This is a genomic window from Absicoccus porci (assembly GCF_003725415.1).
Classification (GTDB): domain Bacteria; phylum Bacillota_I; class Bacilli_A; order Erysipelotrichales; family Erysipelotrichaceae; genus Absicoccus; species Absicoccus porci.
This window is the reverse complement of the sequence record NZ_RJQC01000002.1, coordinates 608837-629091: the sequence shown is the minus strand read 5'-3', so window position 1 is coordinate 629091 and position 20255 is coordinate 608837. Positions and strand designations below refer to the sequence as shown.

The 20255-nt window shown below is 42.3% G+C and carries 27 protein-coding genes; all 27 read right to left on the bottom strand.

Annotated elements, in window-relative coordinates:
• Positions 1 to 157: 157 nt before the first annotated feature.
• The 27 genes from EDX97_RS07965 to EDX97_RS07830 all read right to left on the bottom strand — a co-directional run bounded on the left by EDX97_RS07965 (position 158) and on the right by EDX97_RS07830 (position 20120).
• Positions 158 to 685, bottom strand: coding sequence for a hypothetical protein (locus tag EDX97_RS07965; RefSeq protein ID WP_128520624.1), 528 nt, complete (start codon positions 683 to 685; stop codon positions 158 to 160).
• Positions 678 to 1832, bottom strand: a complete 1155-nt coding sequence (locus tag EDX97_RS07960) for an AAA family ATPase (protein ID WP_128520623.1) — start codon at positions 1830 to 1832, stop codon at positions 678 to 680. The genes EDX97_RS07965 and EDX97_RS07960 overlap by 8 nt, the downstream gene beginning before the upstream one ends.
• Positions 1833 to 2157: 325 nt before the next feature.
• Complete coding sequence (locus tag EDX97_RS07955) at positions 2158 to 2427, bottom strand: hypothetical protein (RefSeq protein WP_128520622.1); 270 nt, start codon at positions 2425 to 2427, stop codon at positions 2158 to 2160.
• Positions 2428 to 3267 carry a peptidoglycan recognition protein family protein gene (locus tag EDX97_RS07950; RefSeq protein ID WP_128520621.1) on the bottom strand — a complete coding sequence of 280 codons (840 nt, stop codon included), beginning with the start codon at positions 3265 to 3267 and terminating at the stop codon, positions 2428 to 2430.
• A 97-nt stretch (positions 3268 to 3364) separates the two neighbouring features.
• A complete protein-coding gene (locus EDX97_RS07945) occupies positions 3365 to 3706 on the bottom strand; it encodes a hypothetical protein (RefSeq protein ID WP_128520620.1) in 342 nt (113 codons plus the stop codon).
• Positions 3703 to 3906: a holin gene (locus EDX97_RS07940; protein WP_128520619.1), complete on the bottom strand. Its 204-nt coding sequence runs from the start codon at positions 3904 to 3906 to the stop codon at positions 3703 to 3705. Before EDX97_RS07940 ends, EDX97_RS07945 begins: the two co-directional genes overlap by 4 nt.
• A 45-nt stretch (positions 3907 to 3951) precedes the next feature.
• Positions 3952 to 4317: a hypothetical protein gene (locus EDX97_RS07935; protein WP_128520618.1), complete on the bottom strand. Its 366-nt coding sequence runs from the start codon at positions 4315 to 4317 to the stop codon at positions 3952 to 3954.
• Entirely contained in the window at positions 4311 to 4742 is a 432-nt protein-coding gene (locus tag EDX97_RS07930) for a hypothetical protein (RefSeq protein ID WP_128520617.1), read from the bottom strand. The genes EDX97_RS07935 and EDX97_RS07930 overlap by 7 nt, the downstream gene beginning before the upstream one ends.
• Positions 4742 to 5485 carry a hypothetical protein gene (locus EDX97_RS07925; RefSeq protein ID WP_128520616.1) on the bottom strand — a complete coding sequence of 248 codons (744 nt, stop codon included), beginning with the start codon at positions 5483 to 5485 and terminating at the stop codon, positions 4742 to 4744. Before EDX97_RS07925 ends, EDX97_RS07930 begins: the two co-directional genes overlap by 1 nt.
• A gap of 10 nt (positions 5486 to 5495) precedes the next feature.
• Positions 5496 to 6512: a siphovirus ReqiPepy6 Gp37-like family protein gene (locus EDX97_RS07920; RefSeq protein WP_128520615.1), complete on the bottom strand. Its 1017-nt coding sequence runs from the start codon at positions 6510 to 6512 to the stop codon at positions 5496 to 5498.
• A gap of 3 nt (positions 6513 to 6515) precedes the next feature.
• On the bottom strand, positions 6516 to 7373 hold the full coding sequence (locus EDX97_RS07915) for a phage tail family protein (protein ID WP_128520614.1): 858 nt from the start codon (positions 7371 to 7373) through the stop codon (positions 6516 to 6518).
• Positions 7370 to 9817, bottom strand: coding sequence for a phage tail protein (locus EDX97_RS07910; RefSeq protein WP_128520613.1), 2448 nt, complete (start codon positions 9815 to 9817; stop codon positions 7370 to 7372). Before EDX97_RS07910 ends, EDX97_RS07915 begins: the two co-directional genes overlap by 4 nt.
• A gap of 9 nt (positions 9818 to 9826) precedes the next feature.
• Positions 9827 to 10423: a Gp15 family bacteriophage protein gene (locus EDX97_RS07905; protein WP_128520612.1), complete on the bottom strand. Its 597-nt coding sequence runs from the start codon at positions 10421 to 10423 to the stop codon at positions 9827 to 9829.
• Entirely contained in the window at positions 10371 to 10823 is a 453-nt protein-coding gene (locus EDX97_RS07900) for a hypothetical protein (RefSeq protein ID WP_128520611.1), read from the bottom strand. Before EDX97_RS07900 ends, EDX97_RS07905 begins: the two co-directional genes overlap by 53 nt.
• A 15-nt stretch (positions 10824 to 10838) precedes the next feature.
• Entirely contained in the window at positions 10839 to 11333 is a 495-nt protein-coding gene (locus tag EDX97_RS07895) for a hypothetical protein (protein WP_128520610.1), read from the bottom strand.
• Positions 11330 to 11779, bottom strand: coding sequence for an ABC transporter permease (locus EDX97_RS07890; protein WP_128520609.1), 450 nt, complete (start codon positions 11777 to 11779; stop codon positions 11330 to 11332). The genes EDX97_RS07895 and EDX97_RS07890 overlap by 4 nt, the downstream gene beginning before the upstream one ends.
• Entirely contained in the window at positions 11776 to 12189 is a 414-nt protein-coding gene (locus tag EDX97_RS07885) for a minor capsid protein (protein WP_128520608.1), read from the bottom strand. The genes EDX97_RS07890 and EDX97_RS07885 overlap by 4 nt, the downstream gene beginning before the upstream one ends.
• The gene (locus EDX97_RS07880; protein ID WP_128520607.1) at positions 12186 to 12554 is read right to left on the bottom strand and encodes a hypothetical protein; all 369 of its coding nucleotides are present in this window, start codon (positions 12552 to 12554) and stop codon (positions 12186 to 12188) included. Before EDX97_RS07880 ends, EDX97_RS07885 begins: the two co-directional genes overlap by 4 nt.
• Entirely contained in the window at positions 12548 to 12940 is a 393-nt protein-coding gene (locus tag EDX97_RS07875) for a hypothetical protein (RefSeq protein ID WP_128520606.1), read from the bottom strand. Before EDX97_RS07875 ends, EDX97_RS07880 begins: the two co-directional genes overlap by 7 nt.
• A gap of 14 nt (positions 12941 to 12954) precedes the next feature.
• The gene (locus EDX97_RS07870) at positions 12955 to 13869 is read right to left on the bottom strand and encodes a capsid protein (RefSeq protein ID WP_128520605.1); all 915 of its coding nucleotides are present in this window, start codon (positions 13867 to 13869) and stop codon (positions 12955 to 12957) included.
• A gap of 14 nt (positions 13870 to 13883) precedes the next feature.
• Positions 13884 to 14447 (bottom strand): phage scaffolding protein, encoded by a 564-nt coding sequence (locus EDX97_RS07865; RefSeq protein WP_128520604.1) that lies wholly within the window; start codon positions 14445 to 14447, stop codon positions 13884 to 13886.
• Between the two features lie 381 nt (positions 14448 to 14828).
• Positions 14829 to 15152, bottom strand: a complete 324-nt coding sequence (locus EDX97_RS07855; protein WP_128520602.1) for a YjcQ family protein — start codon at positions 15150 to 15152, stop codon at positions 14829 to 14831.
• Positions 15153 to 15211: 59 nt separating this feature from the next.
• Positions 15212 to 15403: a dsRNA-binding motif domain-containing protein gene (locus tag EDX97_RS07850; protein WP_128520601.1), complete on the bottom strand. Its 192-nt coding sequence runs from the start codon at positions 15401 to 15403 to the stop codon at positions 15212 to 15214.
• Positions 15390 to 16934 (bottom strand): phage minor capsid protein, encoded by a 1545-nt coding sequence (locus EDX97_RS07845; protein ID WP_128520600.1) that lies wholly within the window; start codon positions 16932 to 16934, stop codon positions 15390 to 15392. Before EDX97_RS07845 ends, EDX97_RS07850 begins: the two co-directional genes overlap by 14 nt.
• Positions 16934 to 18427, bottom strand: a complete 1494-nt coding sequence (locus EDX97_RS07840; protein ID WP_128520599.1) for a phage portal protein — start codon at positions 18425 to 18427, stop codon at positions 16934 to 16936. The genes EDX97_RS07845 and EDX97_RS07840 overlap by 1 nt, the downstream gene beginning before the upstream one ends.
• A complete protein-coding gene (locus tag EDX97_RS07835; protein WP_128520598.1) occupies positions 18427 to 19662 on the bottom strand; it encodes a phage terminase large subunit in 1236 nt (411 codons plus the stop codon). Before EDX97_RS07835 ends, EDX97_RS07840 begins: the two co-directional genes overlap by 1 nt.
• Positions 19659 to 20120 (bottom strand): terminase small subunit, encoded by a 462-nt coding sequence (locus tag EDX97_RS07830; RefSeq protein ID WP_128520597.1) that lies wholly within the window; start codon positions 20118 to 20120, stop codon positions 19659 to 19661. Before EDX97_RS07830 ends, EDX97_RS07835 begins: the two co-directional genes overlap by 4 nt.
• Between the last annotated feature and the right edge of the window lie 135 nt (positions 20121 to 20255).

Genomic DNA, 20255 nt, shown 5'->3' with positions numbered 1-20255 from the left:
ATGTCAACAAAAAATTCAAATTTTCCATAAAAAAAGAGGAGCACATTTTTTGTGTTCCCCTCAAAGCCGTCATTTCTTAACTTAATGACATTGGCAAATAGCCAGCCTTTTTTTATAATGAGTTCAGAATAGAGATTCAACGATCTCTAAAACTTCATCAAGAGTGCTTGCCGGGCATTCTTCTTTTAATTTTACTTGCATCATTACCAAATTCAGAATAATTATTTTTTGGTATTTTTGACCATAGAATATCAATATTAAAATTTGATTTTTTAAGTTTTGCAAGCAATGATTGCTCTTTTTGATTAATAAAATCGCTTTTAAAATTTGACTTTGATTTACTGTTAGTGAAATTTCTTATTTCATCTATATCAGTACAACGTAGCAATTCATCTTCAAAATTTTCTACCTGTGGGATACAAATTACTTTATAAACATTTTTTGCTTTGTTTAATCTTGCAATATTTTCTCTCAATCGATTTGTTGCTTCACGATCCGTATCATAAATTAATACTACAATAGTTTTATTTTTCAAAGCACGAATTCTAGTGTTTGAAATGCATTCCTGAGTAGCGTTTATCACATCTATAGCTCCAGAATAAATATATTCATTATTCATTTTAAGAGTTTTAACTAAAGTTTCTTCGCATTTTCCTTCAACATAATAGTGATAAAACTTACTCATTCGATTCCTCACACAATTTTTCTAATTTATAAATTTGATCTAGATTTGGAATAGTATTAAAAATATCGTTCTCTACTGCATTTCGTAGCGATTCTGTTCCTTTTTTTAAATATAAAGATGCGTCAAAAGCTTCAATTTGAGACTTATTGTTAATCATTCTTTTTCTCAAAAATAGAAATGAATGTTTTGGCAAATCCATATCTAATAAATCCGTATTATGGGAAGTGAAAAACAGTTGTTCGATTCCGTTCAATTGGGAAATCATAACCGAAAGAACTGCTTTTTCAATATCAGTTTGAATATATGAAAATAGTTCATCACAATAAAAGAAACCATTACGATGATCAAATATAGCAGATAGTAAAGTTGCAATTTTAATCCCGGATTTAGTTCCGCTAGATAAAAAATCTCCTTTAGTAATCTCACCGTCATGAATTAAAGGTACCTTTGAACTGTTTTTGAATTTTATCGAATAAGCAGCATTATTTTTATCATTTTTAATTTCATTTTTTTCAACAGATTCTATAGATGGATCTAATACCTTAAAAATATTCTCAAGAATATCACTAAAATCAATAGAATGCAAACCAGGGTCAGGTAGATGAATGGAATACTCAACGTCATATGGATAGATAAAATACCATCCAAAACTCTCAATCGGCTTAAGCGCATTTGCCAAATCAGTTGAGTATTCATTATCTTTAATCGTTAATCTTTTTGCGCATCTTTCATAATTGTCTTTCTTTGTTATTTTTGCTTTTTTCAATGCTACTTTTACATCGAATTTTTTGTCATCATTATCTATTGGATCTATTTTTAGAGAAATTCTATATAAATATTGCTTTTGTGGTATAAAATCCATTTCTATATAAGCCTTTTTGCTTGTATTGTTAATTGAATCAATAATTCTAGATACATCGGTTCTATATATGAAATTAAAAACATCCATTAAAGTCTTTCCCAAAGCTGTTTTTCCAGTCGCGTTTGCTCCCATTATTATATTCAATTTTTTATATCTAAAGTTGGGAAAACCATCTAAATATTCACTATCTATCGTTGATCCAGCAACCTTTCTAGGATAAGAAAAATTTACATTAAAGTCTTCAAAAGACCTTATATTATCTAAAACTATATTCATTACTATCATATTCTTGTTCTCCTCGGAAGTATTATAATATCCTCTTATCGGATATTATATAGTCTTATTTTATCTATACCTTTATAAAAAATCAAATATCAAAAAAATCGGGATGACCGCTAAAGCCATCCCTTTTTTACTCGATAGAAAATAGTTGTTTATTCAACAATCGCCGTTTTTAGAAACAGACGCAAAAACAATAAGCATAAATCGACAGAAAAGTATTTGCCACTAATTTGCCACTAATTTGCCAGTGGATTTCACATCATATCACACAATCATATACAATCACCTACTTTTGCCTATTATTACCTATTTTTGCCTACCTATGTGCCTAAAAAAGCTCCTCTGCGAGCTCGTAAGTCTTCTCAAAAACACCGGGCTTGCAAGGATAGTATTCGCCATCCACGCCCTTGATAATGTAATCTCCATAGGAAGCGTACATGCACCCTTCCAAGGTCTGCACATATGCACCAACTAGGTAGCCGTCATCCCACTTGAGTGTGATATACCCTTTCGCGAAGTCGATAATCTTGTCACGATTGCACATATTGAGCTGCATTGCCTCAATTACGATAGGCTTCTTCCGGTAGTGGAGTGCCATCTACTGGCCTTCCTTGGTCTCATTCAGGCATCTAGCTTTTAACCAGTAACCGAGCTCATTGATGTATACGGAATCGCTTGGTACGTCTACTTTTCCAACCGTCATTTCATGTGGAAAAGCGAAGCCCGATCCAACATTAAGGATCTGATCTTTCTTGCCATCACGAGCGTCCACTTCATCAACATCTTTTGACGGGATCCAACCGCCGGCGACGGAGTTGTAGATCATCTGATTGGCCACATCGACCTTTTCTACCAACATACCGATAGAGCGGACCTTACTTCCTACAGTCAAGATCTGATCAGGCAAGTTGCCTTGTACTTGGTTGGTAGTTGGCTTAGATCCGGCCATCATGGCTTTTACATCTTTTACAATTTGTGGCATACGGGCATGAATCCATTCGCCTGGGCATGAAGTAGGTGCGAACATTCTATGTTCCGTAAAGCTTGCATTTGGTGTTCCATCATACGATGGTGTAATTCCATAGCGTCTGCAAATATCGGCGCACAATTCAATTAGTTTGCTATATGCCTTGTCTGAAATGCTCCATGTGGATAGATTGTTATCTGCCACTTCAATAGTAATTGCTTGTTGATCGTTCCAGTTGCTTGAGCTTGTCCATGCTCGGCAATTTTCATCAACGTAACAACCTACACGACCATCTGAACCAATACCATAGTTGCTTGATGCTTGTCTTGCCGTATTCTGAAAGATAGCACCACATTGTTCAATCGAAAGGTTCCCTGCCATGTGATGAATAGTGACCTTTGTTACTTTGCTTGTTCTTTGTCCACTGTTGTTTGGAGATAGAATAATCTTGTTCGTTAAGCTACTGTGCATATACTACTTACCTTCTTTCTTTTCTTCTTCTTTATTGTTTGAAAGTTCTTCTTTTGCTTCGTTGCTTAATTTTTCAAATTCGTCTTTTTCTGCCATATTATTGCCCTTCTTTCTCCTCTAATCGGGCGATTCGCCCACACGCACTGTCCAGATCTTCTTCAATTTTTTCCAGACGGAAGTCATGCTCGATTTGCTTTTTTGTCATTTTTTCGATATCTGATTTCATGCTTTTGAGATCCAGTCTTGTTTCACTTGAATCACGACATAGTGCATCAAGTTTGATGTTAGCTTTTACAACTCCTTCATTGGCTTTAGATACATCTTCTGCATCTTTTTTTGAGTTGTTTTTTATCGTAAAAATAATATTAACAATCAATCCTATAAAGGCCGCCGAAGAAAACAAAAATTCAAACGTCATACCGTCGTTTTGATTAATCATCCGTCTACCTCAGGTAAGCCACCAAGGCTTGTAAGCAGTGATACCAATCCGGCCAAAAGGCTTGCGGATAGCACTACCTTCCAGTCTACTGACTCGATCATGGTACTAGCTCCGATGGTGCCGACCGCCGTTTGACATACCGTTTTGATAGCTCGTGTAAGTGATGCGTCCCACCACTTTTTATTTTTTAATTTATCCATATTAATCTCCTCATAAAAAGGGCTATTGCTAGCCATCGTAAATAATTAATTTGTAATCCATGTTGCCGATGCATTACGCTCAATGCTTCCGGTCGTGTTCGAAAAATCTCCGACACTTCCATCAGTGTCAATATACCATTTTCCGTTACCGTTTGCTGATGAGCCTGCTATGCCTGTATAATAGATTAATTGTTGCTCAATTGGCCTAAAACCTTCAGGTATCGTTGCTAAACCACTATTGTATCCACTTTTTGATACTGTGCCTGACTGCCTTATATTTGCATTAACAACATGTCCACTTTTCCATAATTTTATAGTTATACCATTGTTTGTTACTGTAGCCGTCTGTACGTCAATATCATCTTGTGTAATTACTTTATAAGCGGTAGATTCTGCCTTTGCATTTAGCATGATACCACCGCCTTTTTGACGATTTCTACAAGGTCACTAAGAGTTAATGACCCCCCCCGATTTACACCAATGATGCTATCAATTGCGCATCCATAATTTAAACTTTTCGATACCCACTCTGCAGTATTGATTTTCATGCTTGTGCCTGATTGACTTCCGATTGCTATATATATATTCCGATAATCAGTAGGCGACGAGTTAGTATACCATACGTCACCATGCTTTTTTGCATAGCACATTCTACTGCTATTGGAACTTCCACTAGTTACTAGAATAATCAGATAGGCGAAAGTGGATGGGTCCTCGCTCAGGGTCACATTATGTTCATAACCGACACTAGTTTTTGACTCAAACAGTACGGTTTCTTTTATATCTTTCTGCTCCACAAGATTGTGGATCATGTTATTCATTTTTGCGATTATCATTAAGATTCCTCCTCGAAAATCATTAATGTGGTTTCTCCGGCCAGTACCGCTTGTTTCCAAGCATTGAGCGTGTCCACCTGAGCTTTGTAAGGCTCGAGTGCTGTTACCTTATCCTGTAGTGTCGTGATCTGATTGGCCAGTTTTGCGGCCGTGTCACCATCAAGCGTGCCCTTGATGGACTCAAACCAGGTATTGAATTCGCTCTGATTGGTCTGCATAAATTCGGCCAACTGGCTGGCGTATGAGTCTGTTGGTATCTTAGTAAGCGTATCCACGCATAGGCCACAGTACTTGCTGTCCATACGTGTATCCGTGATATCTGTTGTCAAGATGCTTTCTGACGACGCACGTACGTGTACGATAGCTACGATGATCTCCCATATCTGCTCAGTCCGTACTGGACTCGGTTTGGTCGTAGTTCCGACCACATATTTTAATTCGACCTTGTTTGATGCTTTTGTGTATCGGACCGCAACATAGTCATATCTGTCATTTGTGTCTGCGATTTGTCCAGTCAGTTCAACGTTTTCGGTCGAGCCGTAGACCAATCCGCCATAAGAGCCTACAGCGTCTCTAATATAGGCGAATCCTGGCGAAACGTTGACGTTGATGCCGTCAATTGGTGTGACCGTAAAGTCTGTGCCAGTCGCATTGATAATCCCGGTCGTTCTACCTATATGCCATAGTCTTAGGTCTTGTGCCAGATACGGGGTATCGTCAAGTGGAAATGCCGTTTGTGACATATGATCCCTCCTATTCTATTTCTTCGAGCACCAAGTTGACTTTGGTACTGTCTTCTATAACTAAGTTTGCGCCTGTGATGCGCATTTTGGTATTGATGCCGTATTTGACGGATTCCGTCGGCACGATATCGCCGACGAAATAATCTTTTCTGTACGTGTACAGAGAGTCGTTACTGTTTACGGTACATTCAAACTCACTTTTTGCGCGATGTTCCATCAGCTTGCTATAGCCGTAGTTATATACGACCTGATGATACTGATCGTCTGTATACGTCTGCTGTTTCCCGTTCGCATCGGTATAGGTTCTCTGCACGTTCTTGGCATCAACATAGAGCTCTCTTCTAGGCTCCCCATTTTTGCGCAGATCGATCTCGATCACATATCTTTCATCGGATTTTCCAGCACCCGCCACGTAAGCATAGTTATAGTAATCTGAGGTATCTCGTAGGAAAGATTGCGCCTGTATGTTGCCGATCTTGTCAGAAAACTTCACGTTCTCGTTAAGCCCTCTTTCGTACAGTTCTATCTGATTCAATGTATTGCCATTCTTGAGCATCCGATAACCGTAGCCAACCTCCTGGCATATTGCCTGGAAGCTGTCACGCAGTGACTCCCATGTCGTATCATGATCGACCGTAGCCGTAAGGCCTTTGACCGCAGCGCAAGTGATATCCAGATCTCTTTTGTTTTTTTCGACGAGTGCGTATAAATCAGTCTCCACATTCTTGACGGATGACATGGTTGGATTGATACGCAGATCCAGATTATCAAGGTATCCGTGTATCTCCAGTTCGTCATGCCCTTCCATATCAATTGACGGGTATGTATACCGCACGAAACCAATCTCATTGGTATCCGTGTTCCATATCCGGTAGCCATCCCTCAGATATGCAAGGTTCGATTCCGTCGCCTTGCAATGGATCTCAAAGGTACCGGTCGTGTAGTAAGCGGTATGCCACTGGATAGAGCTTACGTTCTGTAAGATATCCACCTTGGTACCGTCAGAATCTAAAATATAAAATTCCATATATCAAATACCCACATATGTATTGTTGAAGATCAGATCGCAATACACGCCACTTTCTCCGGATATCGCGCCGCCACGGACCGAGTTATAGCCGACCGCCAACTTCCAGAAGCTAGCATCATCATCAAAGGCATTGAAGATATTGCTTGTCACGCCATCTCTGATCAGATGCGCGTATTTGTTATCATCATACGTTGATACTTCTACGATATCCCCGGCGCGCATTGAAAGACTCGTAAAGCTGATCGTTTCTTGTGAGTCGACCTTCGTGATCCTCGGCCCTGTCGCATCGGATTGAGCCGTCCATCGTACGATGAATCCGGCATCCGTTGACCCGTTGTTGAATATAGTTTGTAATGGCTTGCTGTTTCGTCTTGATATATACCAATGAACTGTGCTCGAAAAGCTTCGCGGCAGCATGAACGCAGAATCGACCGAAACAAAAGAAACAACTGTATCATTGATGTCCCTCCAGTACGGAAAGAATACGTGGAAAGTAAACTGGAAGCTCTGCCAGGTCGGATTGTTCGAAAAGCTTGGGGTCCGACTTGGCGTGCCTTCGATATATCTGTCAATTCCAGCCAAGTCATCGATATATCGGATCCTTGCCATCTTGCATGGCAGTATGGCGGCAAGGATCGTTGACCGTTTGAGTGGTGTATATCGGATACGGCCTTCAAAGGTGATATTTTTCGGCTTTGTCCGCAGATTATCCCGTGATGATCCGGCCTGTGTAGCAAGCTCCGTTTCATTGATCGTGATGTCGTTGTAAGAGAGCCCGTCAATATCGGTTATATACATCTCTGTATCTGTTGAGAACTCCACACTTCTTGAACCGCATGTATATATGATCCGTATCATACCCAGGCCATCCTCCTTTGCATATCTCTTGCTTCCTGTGCCATTTCGCTCGGCTGTAGTACTTTTGCCGAGTTGATCGTCTGACTGAAGTTGTTATTCGTAATCGTTGCCTTTTGGTCAGATAGACCTGTTCTTTGCGCGATATCCAGTCCGGTCTGCAACATCAAAGCCTCGCTTGATCCATCCAAGGCCTGGCCAAACTTCACACGAAATTGGTCAATCTGTCTGCCAAAGGTCCGCAGTGTTGACGGCATTGCCATATCAACACCCATCGTGATGCCTTTCGGAATCCATTGACCTACCTCACGCGCAAATACTCTTGACGGTGACTCGATCTTTAGCGCGTTCTTGGCGGCATTCAAAGCGTTGGATGCTAGATTTTTCAACGCGTTGAAAAGGCCTCCGGCGGCGCCGTTGATACCGCTGATGATGCCATGTACGATCTGGCTTCCAACGGATGCCATCTGACCAGGTAGACCGGCCAAACCATTACGCACGTTTGATGCTAGAGTGCTTGCCGCTCTTGCACCTGCCGAACCCATTTGGGCTACCCATGAGCTCAGTGACGCCAAAGTCTGTGAGATAAAGCTTGCTACCCTACTAGGTAATTGGCTCATATAAGTAACCACGCCATTTAAGAACCTTGTTCCGGCAGATACGGCCTGTGATGCCATGCTGCCTGCCCAACTAGCCACATTACTAATGATCGACGACAAAAAAGATGCCACCTGGCCAGGAAGACCGCTTATTGTACTAACTACATTGGATACAAAGTTTGATACCGCAGTTACGCCATTGGTGACAAGGTTAGATCCCCATGTGATCACGGCATTTACGATCGTGTCAAAAGCCGTTTGTATATTGGATGGCAGATTGGTAAACCAGGTAATTACCGACGTGATAAAAGTACTGATCGTCGTATAGATCGTTTGTCCAGTTGTCACGATAGTGGTTACCAAATTTGTGATGAAGGTAATGATATTAGTGATCACTGTACTAACCGTTGTAAATACATTTTGTACGGTCTCTTTAAAGGCCTCCCATACGGCATTTACTTTTTCTCTGAAGCCATCGTTAGTCTTATAGAAGTATAAGAAAGCTGCAACTAGCGCACCAATTATGGCAATGACGACCGTTACCGGACCACCTAGCGCGGCAATACCGAACTTAAGAAGCGCAAAAGCGCCGCTTAATGACTTGATCATTGATACGGCTGTCAAAAATCCTTTGATCGCAGTGACCATAGATACGATGACAGTGTAGGCCTTCAGTGCCAGTAAGGCAGTCGCCACACCAAGCAGTGCTACACCGACGGCCTTGATCGGCCCTGATAGGTTTTCCATGATTGATCGTACTTTTCCGGCAACGCCATTGTGTGTCTTCCAATCACTCATCAACTGTTTGACTTTGTCTTTGAGCCCCGACATCTTTCCAGTAAGGCTTTGGATAAGAGGTACCAGGGCATTAAGCACCGGGGTACCAACAACAGCAAGAAATTGCTTCCATGACTCTTTTAGGTTGCCCATGACATTTTCCCAGCCATCAGATTCGCGAGCCGCTTGGCCTACGGCACCGGATGCTTCTTGAGCATCTTTGACCATCTGAAGCAATACTCTTTGCTTCTGGATCTCGGACAGATCCTGATATTTTTGGCCGAACAGTTTCATCGCTTCGGCATTTCGTGTCGTTTCGGTACATGACACACCCAAGGCCGCATCATTCTCAAAATTACCCTTCATAAAGGACTGTAAGGTTTCTGTAGAGTCCTCCAGGCTTGTATCATAGTAAGCGGCGTTATCTGCCGCTACTTGCAGAGCGTCACTCATCAAGTCTAATGACTCTTTTGAGGTACCGCCCGAGGCTTTAGCAAAGCCATATATTCTTGTGGCGGACCCTTGCAGACGGGTATCTAAAATACCCGTATTCTTGCTGATATTACTGATGATACCGTCAGCTTCTTTACGCACCGAAGTGCCTGTCTTTCCGAAGGTCTGCGCGTATTGCGAATTCATGGCCTTTACATCGGCCGCCGCCTCGATCATCTGCACGCCCATATCCTTAACTTTATCGGCAACCATGGCAATTCCTTGCGCGGCAAGATTGGCGGCGATGCCTTTTAAGACCGTGAAGCCTTGGCCTAGCCGGGTCGTATGACCGTCGGCGTCTTGCATATGTTTGCCCATATCATCGGTTTGTTGCCCGGTCTTGCCCATTTGTTCGCCGGCGCCTTGTGCCGATTGCTTTGTTTCATCCAACTTTTTTGCCGTGTTTGAAGACGACTGTCCCAGTGATTCCAATGACTTTTTAGCCGATGCACTCGAGCTTGTCATAGAGGACGACAGCTGTTTTCCAAAAGAGTTGGAGCTTGATTCCAGTGACTTTAGCTTGGATTTGAATTTTGAGTCTTCGATTTCGATCTCAATCGAGATCTTTCCATCAGCCATATGCATCACCTACTTTCCAGTTTTAATTTTTTGCAACAATTCTTTTTCTATTTCTTGTGGTGTTTTCTGAGATACCACTTTTGTGTCGTTTATTTTCCAGTAATTCTTAAGCCTTAATGCTTCCTTGCGCTCGTATTTAGGCAGTTTTGCGATATCCGCTGTCCGATACTGTTGGATCTTGACGAACATCGTATCTGATGTTAAAGCGTCAAATAAGGATTTGTAGTAGAACCAATGCATGTCGGCAGTTAGTAGATTGATCCCGTATTGTTGCCGAAAGGCGGCGCATATCAATCCCCAATCTTCTTTATACCGGTACGCTATATCACTGGTCTGCTTTTGAGGTGCCTTAGGCTCTCTAAAGCACAGAAAAAAAGCCAACATAGCATTAAGTACTGCGTCTGTCGGCTCGTATTCAAAGACATTGATATCCAAACCAACCACTCTGGCGCAAAAGAGCGCCTTGAAGTTGTCCAGGATATTTTTATCTTCGATGATTTCCTGAAATCGGATCCACGCACGAAAATCGGTATCAACTGTGTATTCGTTACCGTTATCGGTTACGATGCTTGTTGGAAGCTCGCTTTTTGCTAACCATTCCGCCATAAGCTTTGTTAAAGTAGTTCATCTGCATATTCATCTGCTTGATCAATTCTGTTTGGTTGCGAATATACTCAGATGCCTCTTTTTCGTCCTTTTCTTGCTTTTCGCGTTGTTCTTTGAACATTTCATCGCGATAGTAGTCAAGCACCTGTACAATTACTTTTAGAGGTGCTAGAGAGCGTGTATCACCAAACAGCTTTTGATATGTACCTTGACCAAAAACGATATCAAGTACCTTTTTGCTTTCTGAAAGCATCAAATCGGTATCATCAAAGTCACCGGCTTCTCTTTTTGCTTCATACTCTTCGAGCGCCGTGATCGATTCAAGGTCGTTCACATCGCAATTAAATATTTGGCCACCAATATCTACTTCTCGAATACTGTCATTCAATTCAATTTTCATGCGTATACCTCATTTCTATCCGGCTTTTGTAAATGTTTTTGTCGAAATGTTAAAAGTTCCCTCTTCCACTTTTCCTTTTTGGGCAAAGGTACCTTCCATGGTCAACTTGCCACCACCTTCACCGGATCCAGGATTGTCGGGCTGTACTTCGTAAGTTCGATGATAGGCATGGTATGTACCGGATGCACTTTCTACCTCGTTCCATGTTTCGACCTCAACCTCGTCAAAAGTCTGGCCAATTTGCTCAGTTTTTCCGAGCGTATACAACCATTGCGCGAATGGGTCAGATGGGTAGGCCGTAGCGCTATAGTCAACACTTGGCGCATAGCCTAAGATCTGACTTTCTTGATTGCTTTCGCCAATATATTGCACACCGTCATCTGTATTCGGGTTCATGGCGGCGGTCCAGTCAGTGATACCTTTATTGGCCAAGACATAGGCATCCTGGCCTTCAAATTTTACATAGTGTAGATTGTCTTCTGTTTTCAATTCTCTTACTGGAACAGTCATTCGAATCTTCCTTTCTTTTCATAACTTAATGTATATCCGGCCATAAATGTGGTCAGTTTAACGCCGTCTCCCTCATATTCGGCCGGAACGGATGTCATATCCAAGCCAATCGGCTTGGTCTTTTCATCAAATTTCAATGTTGGAAAATCATTGGCTTCCTCATTCTGCATATAGGCTTCTAGCGCATAAAGCAAACGCGACACATCAAGCAGATTCTTTTTGTCTCGGCGTGACAGTTGGACCAATATAGAAAAGGTCACATCTGCCTTATATCCGCCGCCAATGTAAGCTTCTCGCACAACGGTGTCGGCGTTACGTTTGACGCACATGGCCGTGTTCTTGGAGTCCGGAAAGTACTCCAGATAAACAGGTATCCCAACCGACTTTCCAAATTTTTCAATAAACGCTAAAAAGCCATCGATTACTTGATTCTGATCTAATCTCATTGAAAATGCTCCTTAAATGATCGTTTTGCCACGTTTATCCACTTGCTTTTAAAAGCATCCATCGCTTTATTGATCCAGTCTTTACCGCCTTGCGAGTAAGTAAGGTCTCTACTCGTATAGATCTTTGTTTCTCCGTGATGCGCCCATGGGCTATGACTTTTAGATCCGATCATGACCTTGCCGTACCATTGGAAGTGCGCATACGGTGTATCCCACGTCAATTTAGGATTCGTGCTTCCAATATCCTTCATGACAGAGTTTCGTAGCGTTCTGGATGTACCAATAGGAACATATTTATTCGTACTTTGCGCAATGGCTTGCTTTAGGTCTATAATTGCACGATTCTTCGCGTTTCTCTCTTTGGCCATAATAGCGCCTGTATTTAACTTTACGCTTATGTTCATCTTCATGATGCATACACCTCAATAAAATCGGGGTCTGTCCCTCGTGGGCTGATCTCTTTAATCTGATTGATCATATAGGTATCGCCTTCATACACGATCAGATCATTTGTAGCAAATGTGAATTGTGTACTTGGATCGGTAAGCTTCTTACTATACGTCTTGTCCGATTGGTAGTCGTGCATATCAATGACTACTACTACAGTATCGGAGCTTGTGATACCACGACTAGATTGCGTGATACCGTAGGTACCATCAAACTTGACGCGTCCAACAGTGGTATCAATTAACTGCTCTTCGCCGTCTTCATTCTCTCCGACATGATTACGGACGATGATTGTATGAGGTCTTAAAAAACGTGGTGATCTTACCATACACACATACCTCCTAACCCACTGCGAAGCAATTGACTATCTATCAAGCTCATGACCATCGGGTCCATTGGTACGCCGTGATAGTCCATCAATCGGCTGTTATCTACCTCATAAGAGAAGCCACTCGTTGATGCAGATGTGAATACAAGGTCTGATTTTCCATTAAAAGAATCGACTCCGCCATTGTTAGAGACGAAGTCAATTTCTAATGTGATGATTTTATTCAGGTCCAAACCATAGTCGTCAAGATTGTCTTTTTGTTTCCAAAAAGGGACCTTATCCGCGATGATGCACTTTATCAGGTCAACGACTTTGGGATACAGCTCGGAGTAGTCTTCCTCAAGCAATACGCCGCCATTGTCGGTGTAATCATCATAGGTCATCATCGTTCACCTCCTGACTAGGCGGCCGCGTCTGCTACGATTGCCACGCCGGCTTTCTTAGCCTCGATCAAGAACAAGTCGCCGTACTTGCGGTTTTGATAGATATATCCGTCTGCCGTACGGCTGTCACTGCCAGGAGAGAAAGTACGGATATAGGCATACTTGTCAATCGCCAAAACACAAGACGGCTCAACCAGAATCATATTGATCTGTACGGCATCGGATGTGGCCGTATAAGCGCGGTCTACACCAGATCCGGTGTCTTGGTATGCTGATTTCATTCGGCTTGAAGGCACCTTGATGATCTCTACGTCATCTAAAGAATGGATCGTACGATTTGCTTCTTTGGTATTGCGACCTGTAATCTCGATAGTGCGTTGGATGCCTTCGGCGGTCTTCAATAATTTGTAAACTTTAGGTGTTACATAAAGCAAACGACCTTCTTCTTTAACTTCGGCCTCGTCCATGGCTTCCATCAAATCGTCAAATTTACCTAATACATTGGCTACTGTTAAGGCCGTAGTATCAATAGTGACGCCTTTAGCCTTTGCTTCTTTATACAACTTCGAGAAACGATATTTGTCACGTTCCGGAATGGCCACGTCTTCCTCAAATGCGTTCTGGATATTTGCAATAGACAACGCTTGGTTAGTTTCATCGATGTCCATAGGGTCGATGAAAAATTCTACATCGCGATCAAACGCCAATTTGTATGGTACATAGGCGTTAGATAATGCAGATGTGTTAAATCCAGCTGTTGAACGGTCATGATCTCCATATCCGCCTAATTTGATTTCTGGTACTTGCACGATCTGCGCTCCGGAAAAGCGGACTTGTGCCGGGTTGGTTGACAAGCCTTCCGATTTGCTTTCTACCGCATACTTTTCTTGCAAAACACTTTCAAAGGTTTGTGCATAGTTTGTTACTGTCATAGTTTATGTCCTTTCTATTTTGCTTTAAGACCAAACGCTCCTCTTAATTCTGCCTCCTCGCTTTCCGTAGAATTGGTATGCTGTCCGCCAAGGTTCACTTGCTTTGGTTTAGTACCCCCGCCATTATTCTCGGCAAACAAGAAGGATTGGTCTTTCTTAGCTTTCTCAATTTGTTCATTCAGTCCGACCAGATTGCCTTCTTGGTCAAACTTGATAATGCTTTTATCGATATAAGGCATCAATGCCTTTGAATCAATTGGATTGGCCTTGGCCACTGCCAATTGGATCGCAGAGTTTAATTTTGTTTCACTGATGTCTTTATCATATTTTTTCTGCCATTCGGTCACTTGATTTTTTAAGCTATCGATATCAACGCCATCAAACTTTTTGACGGAGTCCGTCAATTCTGAGATCTTTGCGTCTCTTGCTTTGATATCGTCGTCATATTTTGCTTTTGACACATACTCACCACTAGCCAAATTGGCAAGGTTGACATCCTTGTTATCTTTTAGTTTCGCTTCAACTTGTTCGTACAGTTCATCACCCAATACAGGTTTTAAAAAATCTAAGTGTCCCATATGTTACCTCCGCGTTTTTTATATCTGGTTCACTCCAGTAGTAGGGCCGACAATTTATATCTCTTGTCATCGAGTAGTTTGGCCGTTTTATATCTCTTGCCGTTGAGTAGGTAAGCCTTTTATATGCCATGCTCAGGGCATAATAAAAAGACCTAAGCGTCACTTAGATCTTCGTGAATGAATTTAGGTAGCTTTCGCTTCGGCGGATCTTTCACGTATATCGTCTCCTTTTCTGTCTTTCCGCAAAGAATACACGTACGTACTCTCTTTTCTGCTCTGCATTGCAAATTTTGATCGTAATAAGATTTCTCAATCGATTCAGTATAAATATGTCTGCACATAAGTTTTATCTCACTAAAAAAGCACACCGTTTCAGATGTGCTAACTAACGATTTCTGCAATTCCTTTTGCAAGGTTTGCCGCTTTTTTCATCAGGCTGTTGTCTTCCAGATATTCAAGACCGTCAATTGTTATCTTGATGTTTTCAATACCAATCACAGTATTGTATTTGTCGCCAATATATTTTTTAACTTCGATGCCATCTATATATCCTTTTTTCAATAGCATTTCTAACAGAGCATCACGACGACTTGCAGAAATACCGAGTGCTTCAGGGCTCAATCTATCGACATCGAATTCAGGATAATCCATGGATTGTTCAAGTATCTTGAGTATCTTGTAAATTAATTTAATACTTTCGGACATAATTAATAGCTTTCCAATTTCATTTTTGCGTTTAAAGAATCTTTACTTTTTATGCTTCATTAATCATGAAAAGTTACATCTTTATTAACAAAATTTCCACTGCCTTTAATACCGATACAGTTGGGTAGATCGTAAGCAATTGCAGTAGGGTACTCTTTACCATCAATTACGGCGTAATTTCCAAAATACGTTTTTTCTGACACTTCAATAACCGTATATTCTCCCGCGGGCAATTGTTTAACTATTTTCATGCCATTTTCCTTCTTTCTTAAGTTTTTCCTTTTCTTTCTTATAAGATTCCAATTGCTTTTTTGTAAGTTCTACCTCTTCTAATGGTATTTTATATTTTTTAGCGGAAGATAGCAAATATTCCTTTGCGTCAATTTCATTTAAAATAGCGCGTTCTTTTACTCCTAAATGATCATTCATGCCCTTCTTATTTTGATAAAAATGGTGAATTTCTTCTAATACATCGGAAACCGTAGCTTCTTTACTAAAAAAAATAATATTTCCAATCGATACTGCGCTAGCTTGCTGATTTTCTAAATGCTTTTGCCATTTATCATCCGCAATACGTATATCAGCACCCGCCTTTATAGCTGGTTTAGTTATTCTATTGTATAAAGCCTTATCAATAATTTTTCCACCATTGTGAGCCGTTTTTCTGTGGGTATGCCCTTTTCTTCTATACATTTCTATCGGCATGACAGCATAACCTTTTTCATTCGCATACTGTCGCTTCAAATATTTGCTTGACTTGATCAACGCATTGTTTCGTTCTGTCCATTCACGGATTTTTTGGTTTTCCAACGTAGTATCTAATCCGGCTTTTTCATAAACGGCTTTACGACGCTTCCATTTGCGGATCATGCGCTCGTTGTATCTTTGCTGTTGCGTTAGTTCATATACTTCCTGATTACCATTCGTATCAACGTCTTCATAAGGGTTACCCATCTCCGGATAATATGCAAAGAATTGATGGCGGCAGTTCCATCCGCCAAGTCCCGCGCCCGTCCCATATCCGGTTGCTTCTTCGAAATTTTCGTAATCGCCTTCCGGATGATCGCGCCAATATATCTTTCCTTGCCATTCTGCATGACTTGGTCGGGCGCCCATATGTGCAGATACGACTACTAAGTTGTGCTCCGTAGCTTCAAGTAGCTGCTCTTCACACTTCAACGCATTTTGATTTACGCCAGTGCGAACGGCAACCCTAACGGCCGTATCTATGTTTCGCTTAGTTCCGGACCTGTAAGTTACCTGTCCGATACCTGTGTCGATCAACTCTTTAATAGCTTGATCAACGGCCTGATTCAATGAATAAGCTCCACTTGATACTTTCATGTAGGCGTCATCAAACGTACGAAGCATGGTATTTGTGGCCATCCGTGCTGTTGAATTGGTCAGATTCTTAAGTTCCGCATTTATGGCTGTCTTGCTTTGCAATATCTGCTCATCAAAGCTAATTGACGAGCCATCCACAGATTCGTACGTCTTTGCTCTTTGCAAACTGTCACGCATGGATTGATACGTACTGTCGTCAAGTATCTGACTTACTTTCTGTTCAGATATGTTCATGATCGAGGCCAGTCTCCTCTGGATATATTCATGTTGGTATCCCATCTGCTCAAGCTTCATGACCAGATACTCGGCCGTGGTGGTCATACGATCGCCATTGATCTTTAAGCGCTCAGCAATATCGGCAATGATCTCCGTTTCAAGATCATAATATAAATCCGATAGATCAGAGCCGACCTGTTCCAGGTACTCCGGTGTAAGCATCAGGCAGTACCGCCGGATCCGCCAAAGAACATATCATCTATACCGGCCGATGCCGCCGAACTGCTTTCCGCCGCTCTTGCTCTTGCGGTCTCTTCATCTTCGCCAAGATATTTCATCCGGTACTCATACTTGTTGACGATTCCGGCCGCTATCTCTTGCATCATACGCAAACGCTCGGATTCTTCGTCCGCAAACATCGTGTCGTCGAACTTGATCGTGATGCGTGCATCCGGATTGACCGGTGCGCCGCACTTTTCTTTGCCGATGATAAGTATCGCTCTTGTCAGGTCTGTAAGAGCTTCCTGTATCTGGATCCGTTGCTTCCAAACCGACTCAGTCAGGTCTTTATTTGATGCGCGTACCTCTGTGGCAGTTGCCATGGATTGCGTTCCAAATTGGTATCGATTCTGCCCAAATCCAACCTTGGCGGATAGAATATTTAAATTCAATTGGATGTTCTCCTTGTTTTCATCCACGCGTAGGCTCGGATTGTAATCCTGGATAAATTGTTGCTGATCTGGTAACCGGTCACCGGTAACAACGTATAGGCTTGATTCTATCGTGCCCGGGATATCAAGCGTCAGGTTACCTTTTGCGTCGTCACCGTCGACATACGCACTCTTGAGCTTATACATGGCCTGATTCATGAACACACGCTTTTTGCCAAGCAAGATATCGTTATACAGATTGTCGTACCCAAGATCACAGCCTTTCAACTGGTCGATGGCGTTGGCATAGATCGATAGTCCCATAGGAACCGGTGCGATATTATTCTCAATATTTGGCGTCAAGACAACAAACGGCTTGCACGGAAGCAGATAACTCTCTGCCTCGCCGTTAAGGTTCGGCACTCTCTCATAGTTGCCGTTAGTCTTGATCAGGTAGTAGTAGTTACGTACTTCATACTGTCCTCCATCCGCTTTGCAAAAAATCTGTATGTAAAAATACTTATTTCCCTCTCGCATATGTTCGGATGCCAAAGCCAACTCAGTAATCTCGCCATTATCATGAGAAAGCGGCACGATCATACGTGCGTCACTGATGTACTTGATCCGCACGCTTGAAGCGCTCAGTGTCTGCCCGTCATACACCGGGCTCACAAGGTCCAGATACATACAGGCCGTCCCTGTCGCGAATTCTTTTTCCACCGTACGATTGCCGAGCTTCCAGAACTTAGACGCACCAAGTACACCACCACTCTGATCCACATCGTCACCGGTCAAAAAGACTTGACTAGCGTCATCTGACACTTCGATATATGTCTTGTCATTGAGCAATAGATTGGCCCAATCTTCGCAAACTTTCTTCGCCATCTTCATAGTCTTTCGTTTCATGACGATCGCATGACTATTGCTAACGATCTTGTATCGATGAAACTCTGGATCGAACCCTCGCCACCAGGCCATCCAGGTATCAATCTCTGAGTAATAATTCTGTAAATCATTGGAAACTGTGTATCCAAGATTCTCTATGATCTTAAAAAGTACTGACATTACATACCTCCATAACCTGTGATGTACTCCATATATCGGCTCCAGCTATAAAAATGGGCATCGAAAGTATCGATGTCCGTCGTGAAATCGTCGAGGATCGTATCCTCCTGCTTTTTCGTATCATATAAGGCCGTACTTAGTGACTCGATTACGTTAGGTACGGCCCGTGTAAATTTCATTCGGTTCTGATTTAGGAGTTGATTATATATCAATATCCTTGTCTTTCCGGTAACCTTGCGGCAATCAACCACCTGTGTTGGAAGCCCAGCACCAAATACCGCCGCCCGGATAGAGTTAAGAAGTACCTGTTCGGCATTGTCCACGAACACATAGCTTGCCACGATACCGGATTGATACAGTGCCAGGATCATCGATACCGTTTCATCGCACAAACGCTTGGCATCGATAGTGCCCTTGCTATGTACGATCTTGCGCTCTGCGAACGTCACTATCGATTTATATCCAACTTCTATACCAGTATCAACCAAAGTACTGTGCGATCTTGTCCCTCCAATATCAAGCCCAATGTTGACCTGTTGGAACAAAGGAAGATCGTCCACTATCCACTTATCCGGATTATCGGCAAACTGGGGGAATAGCAAACCTTCGGCATTGCACCACTCACCAAGGATGTATCGATTGTAGTATACCGTTCCGCGGTACTCTGCTTTCAACGCGTCCACGAAGTTTTGAGGCAGAAAAGGATTGTCATCAATCGTGTATTTCTGCTGGAATATATCGGCGCCCGAATCAAGAAACTTCTTAAACCAGTGATTCTTATTGTCCGGGTTACACGTCCCATCAAAGCACGAATACGGTTTATCAAGACGTGATTTCAACATCTCGAATATCTCAGGGCTCCAGGTCGCTACCTCATCACCGTAACAGTATGAGATGCTCGCCCCTTGAATGCGCTTGGTCTGTGTCTTCTTGTCAGCGCCCAAAGCATAGCACTCAACGCCAAACAAACGCACCTTGTTATCATTGCGGATGCCTCCTACCAGGTCACCATATAACCGCCGCATCGGCTCCAAAACATTACGTTCAAGGGTTGCTTGCGTGTTGCCCAATAGAACTACAGTACCGGGCTTTCCGCGCCTCTCCCGTATTCTTCTAGGAATCATATAATAATCTAGCCATGTCTTCCCAGAACGCGTGGCACCTGTCTTAACATTCCAACGATGGTTGGCGTCATTCCAAAACTCTTTCTGCTTGATCGACAGTTCAAAGCTCATGAGCCGTCACCCTTTGCAACATTGGTTATATCCGATAGCAGCTGATCAAGCTTAGACAGTTCTTCTTTCTCGCTCTCGATCTGGAATCGGTCCGTAAAGAGTCCATATCTTTTGCCAATCAATTCCGCCGCTTTTAGTCTGTCTCTTTCTTCCGGTTTTTTCTCGATAACTTCCTGGCAGCCGCTTCCACACAAGGAAAGCACCTCAGATTTAGACTCGCCACGCATGACCGATGTGAGGTACTCAATGACTTCTTTAGCATCTGCGGTTTTTTCGTCGTGAATTTTTTCCAGTCGGTCTTCTATATAGGCTTTGACGTTAGCTTTTGTTAACAATTTAGAAGCACAAGCACTTGCAACGCGCTCACTTTTAACGTTTTTATAAACCGCCAAATAAGCTCTTGTCGCATTCAGGTCTTTCAAGTACTCTTCTGCAAATAGCATCTGCTTTTCAGTCACGCAATACCTCCTTTCGTTCAAATAGGCACGATAAAAGGCGGCATGCTTATTGCATCCGCCTCGTGTGCTTATTTGTTAAAGTCCGACGAAACAAGGTTGAACATGACCGTTTTCCGACCGCCTTAATGTACCTAT